Source organism: Acidisphaera sp. S103, assembly GCF_009765975.1.
Taxonomy (GTDB): domain Bacteria; phylum Pseudomonadota; class Alphaproteobacteria; order Acetobacterales; family Acetobacteraceae; genus Rhodopila.
The window spans coordinates 1-3,696 of sequence record NZ_LMUJ01000025.1 but is presented as its reverse complement, the minus strand read 5'-3'; the positions used below and the strand labels follow the sequence as shown (position 1 = coordinate 3,696).

Sequence of the window (3,696 nt, the reverse complement as noted above, 5' to 3'; positions counted from 1 at the left end):
GTCATCTCATCTCCTGCCATCGGCCACGCCGCAAGGCCGAGGCCTATCTACGTTTGCGTTGTCTGCCGGGCGAACAAGGACAGGTGGACTGGGCTCTATGCCGCGCTCGGCATAGGGCCCACTATGCCGACAACCGGACTATGCCGGGCATTGCGGAAAAGGCGGCGTTTTCCGCCCAACTGACAGCGCGCGCATCGGCATAGCCTCGCTCCTTCCAATTTTGGAAGGAGCGCGAAAATGGAAGCGAACGGGACCAAATTGTGGACCTTGGCGCGAGAGGCTGAGGGTCCATTGGCAGGATATCTTGATACCTTTGCGAGATGGCTTGGCGAGCAAAGCTTCGAGCGGCGTGGGCTCGGCCAGCAAGTCCGGGCAGCAGCCTGTTTTAGCCGCTGGCTTCAGTCGGAACACGTCGGCGCGGAAGCTCTGACTGATGAACATGCGCGGCGTTTTCTGGATGAACCCGCGCACCAGGGATGGGTCCGGCAGGGTGCCGCCGCCACGTTGCGGCGGTTGATTGATTTGCTTCGCCGTTTGGATGTCTGCGGCGTGCCGGTCGCTGTCAGCGAGCTGAGGCCGAGCGAAAAGATAGTTGCAGCATACGCCAGTTACTTACAGAAGGAACAGGGGCTGTCCACCAGGACGCTGGTCCAATATTGTCCGATTGCTAGAAGTTTTCTGTCTGAGCGATTTGGAACCGGCCCGGTCGATCTCGCCTGCCTGCGCGGCCTGGACGTCATCAAGTTTATCCAAAAACAGGCGGCCCGCCTCAGTCCGGCCCGGGCGAAGATCGCGACAATAGCGTTGCGTTCCTTCCTCCGCTACGTCCGCTTTTGCGGAGAGACCCGGTTTGATCTGGCTGCCGCGGTCCCGGCGGTACCCAATTGGTCGATGGCCGCGATACCGAGGGCTATCGCCCCGGAGCACCTTCGCGCGGTTATCGCCAAGTGCCCGCGTGATACGGCCCTCGGACGGCGCGACTATGCGATCCTGCTGCTGCTGGCCCGCCTCGGCCTGCGATCCTGCGAAATCGTCTCGCTGACCTTGGACAGTATCGACTGGGAGGCTGGTTCCATTGCAGTGGCTGGCAAGGGGAACCAAGCCGCAGTCTTACCGTTACCAATCGACGCCGGCGAAGCGATTGCTCAATACCTTCATTGGGGACGCCCGCCCAGCAGCAGCCGGGCTTTGTTTCTCCGCGACTGCGCGCCGATCCGCGAACTTGGTGCGCCTCAGACGATTGCCACGATCGTCGGCAGGGCGATCTCCAGAGCCGGGGTCGAAACGCGATCCCGAGGGGCCCATCAATTCCGACACGCGCTCGCAACCGGCATGCTGCGGCAGGGCGCGACCTTGACCGAGATCGGCAGCCTGCTCCGGCACCGGCATCCGAAGACAACCAGCATTTACGCGAAGGTTGACTTCGCGGCACTCCGGCCATTGAGCTTGCCCTGGCCGGGAGATGCGGCATGAGTGCCATGCGAGAGGCGCTTCGCGATTACCTGGCCATGCGGCGCAGCCTGGGGTTCAAGCTTCATAGCGAAGGCACGCGCCTGGTGTCGTTCATCGATTTTCTGGAGCAAGCCAAGGCCGATTACATTTCGGTCGATAAAGCGCTGGCCTGGGCACGGATACCTGCATCTGTTCAACCAGCACAGTGGGCGCAGCGGTTAAGCTATGTACGCGGCTTTGCCCGATATTGCGCGGCGATTGACCCAAGAACCGAGATCCCTCCGGCCGGGCTCCTGCCGTTCAATTATCAGCGGCCAACTCCGTACTTCTTCTCGGACGAGGACATTCGAGCCCTGCTACGCGCCGCCTTGGAACTGCGGGCAAAAGATGGCTTGCGCAACCATACCTATCACTGCCTGCTCGGATTGCTCAGTGTCTCCGGCCTGCGAATTGCCGAAGCGCTCGGCCTAACCATGGACGACGTTGATTTAGACGATGCCATCCTGACCATTCGTTCGTCCAAGTTCGGTAAGTCCCGATTGGTTCCACTGCACGCTTCTACCGTAAAGACGCTGGCCGATTACCGGGAACGGCGGGCACGTTTCCTGGCTGGACGGCAGACCGCCCATTGGTTCGTCAATCGGCGAGGTGAGCGACTGGGTTACGACGCTGTCGACGGGGTCTTCCAACGATTGGTCAAGCTGGTTGGCATGATTGCGCAGAACCAACGGCGTAGACCGCGCTTACACGACCTGCGTCACCGGTTCGCCATGATCACGGTTCTGCAATGGTATCACGAAGGCCAGGACGTGGAGCGGCGGCTGCCGGTCCTCTCGGCTTACCTTGGCCATGTCGAGGTGCGTGATACGTACTGGTATCTGTCCGCCTGCCCGCCATTGCTCGCGGCAGCAAGAGACCGGCTGGAACGGCACTGGGAGGCAGTGCCATGAAGCCCGTCGCCAATTTTGCCGCATTGCTGACCCGATTTTTTACCCAACGGCTGACCCAGCAACGCAACGTCAGCCCGCACACGATTAAATCGTACCGCGATACATTCCACCTTCTGCTGCTGTTCGCCAAGACCAAGCTCGGAAAGGCTCGGTCACAACTGACCATGCAGGAGATCGACGCCCCCTTGATCAGCGCCTTCCTGGACGACCTGCAGGACAGGCGGGGTATCGGAGATCGCAGCCGGAATCTCCGGCTCACGGCCATTCGCTCATTCTTCCGCTATGCCGCATTCGAAATGCCCGCCCAGTCCGAATCGATCCAGCGGGTACTGGCCATTCCCTGCAAACGTTGCACTCATGAGCAAATCCATTATCTGACACGGCCAGAAGTTGATGCTCTTCTGGCTGCGCCAGATCGAGACACGTGGTCTGGCCGCCGCGATCACGCCTGGTTGCTGCTCATGGTCCAGACCGGGCTGCGCTTGTCCGAAATGACCGGCCTGAACCATCGCGATGTCCACGCCGGAGCCAACGCTCACGTCCACGCGGTCGGTAAAGGCCGGAAAGAGCGCTGCACGCCGCTGACACGGCAGACAGCGGCGGTATTGCAAGCCTGGTTAGGCGAACCGGCCCGCGGCAGCGGTCAGGTCGTGTTCCCCAACCGGCAAGGGGGGCGATTGAGTAATGATGGGGTCCAATACCTGCTGGCAAAACATGTCGCTTCCGCCCGCGAAAATTGCCCGTCACTGAAGGATAAGACGGTATCGCCTCACGTCCTGAGGCACACAGCGGCCATGGAGTTATTACAGGCCGGCGTTGATACCACCGTTATCGCCCTTTGGCTCGGTCACGAGTCAGTGGAGACCACCCACGTCTATCTGGAAGCCGATCTTGCCATGAAAGAGAAAATTATGGCCAAAACCACAGCCCATGACGGGCATCCAGGCATCTATAAGCCGCCCGACGCGTTGCTCGCCTTCCTCAAGGCGCTCTAGCTATCCGGGAAAACTATGCCGAGTGTTCCGATCATTACGGGCCTGTCACGCTGGCCAAAGAGCCAGCCTAACAGCGGGAACTCGGCATAGTCCGGTTGTCGGCATAGTGGGCTCTATGCCGCGCTCGGCATAGGGCCCAGTCGCATTGGGCCTGCTCGCCGGGCAGCGTGCGCAGGCGCAGATAGGCCTCTGCTGGCGGACGCGGCCGATGGCAGGCGATGATGGCGCGGAAACGACTTGGCCTGCCGCGATAGCCGCGCTCACAAACCATGGCGTGCAGGCGGCTGGCGGTCAGCGTC

General features: G+C 61.1%; 4 protein-coding genes and 1 pseudogene. 4 read left to right on the top strand and 1 reads right to left on the bottom strand.

The annotated features are described in order from the left end of the window. From GSQ89_RS38350 to GSQ89_RS03155, 4 genes are all read left to right on the top strand, one after another. A partial coding sequence (locus GSQ89_RS38350; RefSeq protein ID WP_158921953.1) for a hypothetical protein occupies nucleotides 1-203 on the top strand: 203 nt, incomplete at its 5' end. Between the two features lie 34 nt (nucleotides 204-237). Next, the gene (locus GSQ89_RS03165) at nucleotides 238-1,473 is read left to right on the top strand and encodes a tyrosine-type recombinase/integrase (protein ID WP_158921951.1); all 1,236 of its coding nucleotides are present in this window, start codon (nucleotides 238-240) and stop codon (nucleotides 1,471-1,473) included. Further along, nucleotides 1,470-2,402 (top strand): tyrosine-type recombinase/integrase, encoded by a 933-nt coding sequence (locus tag GSQ89_RS03160; RefSeq protein WP_158921949.1) that lies wholly within the window; start codon nucleotides 1,470-1,472, stop codon nucleotides 2,400-2,402. Before GSQ89_RS03165 ends, GSQ89_RS03160 begins: the two co-directional genes overlap by 4 nt. Continuing rightward, nucleotides 2,399-3,397: a site-specific integrase gene (locus tag GSQ89_RS03155; protein WP_158921946.1), complete on the top strand. Its 999-nt coding sequence runs from the start codon at nucleotides 2,399-2,401 to the stop codon at nucleotides 3,395-3,397. The genes GSQ89_RS03160 and GSQ89_RS03155 overlap by 4 nt, the downstream gene beginning before the upstream one ends. Nucleotides 3,398-3,464: 67 nt before the next feature. Here the strand turns inward: GSQ89_RS03155 and GSQ89_RS38345 are convergent. After that, a pseudogene (locus GSQ89_RS38345) lies at nucleotides 3,465-3,696 on the bottom strand (hypothetical protein); the annotation flags it as partial.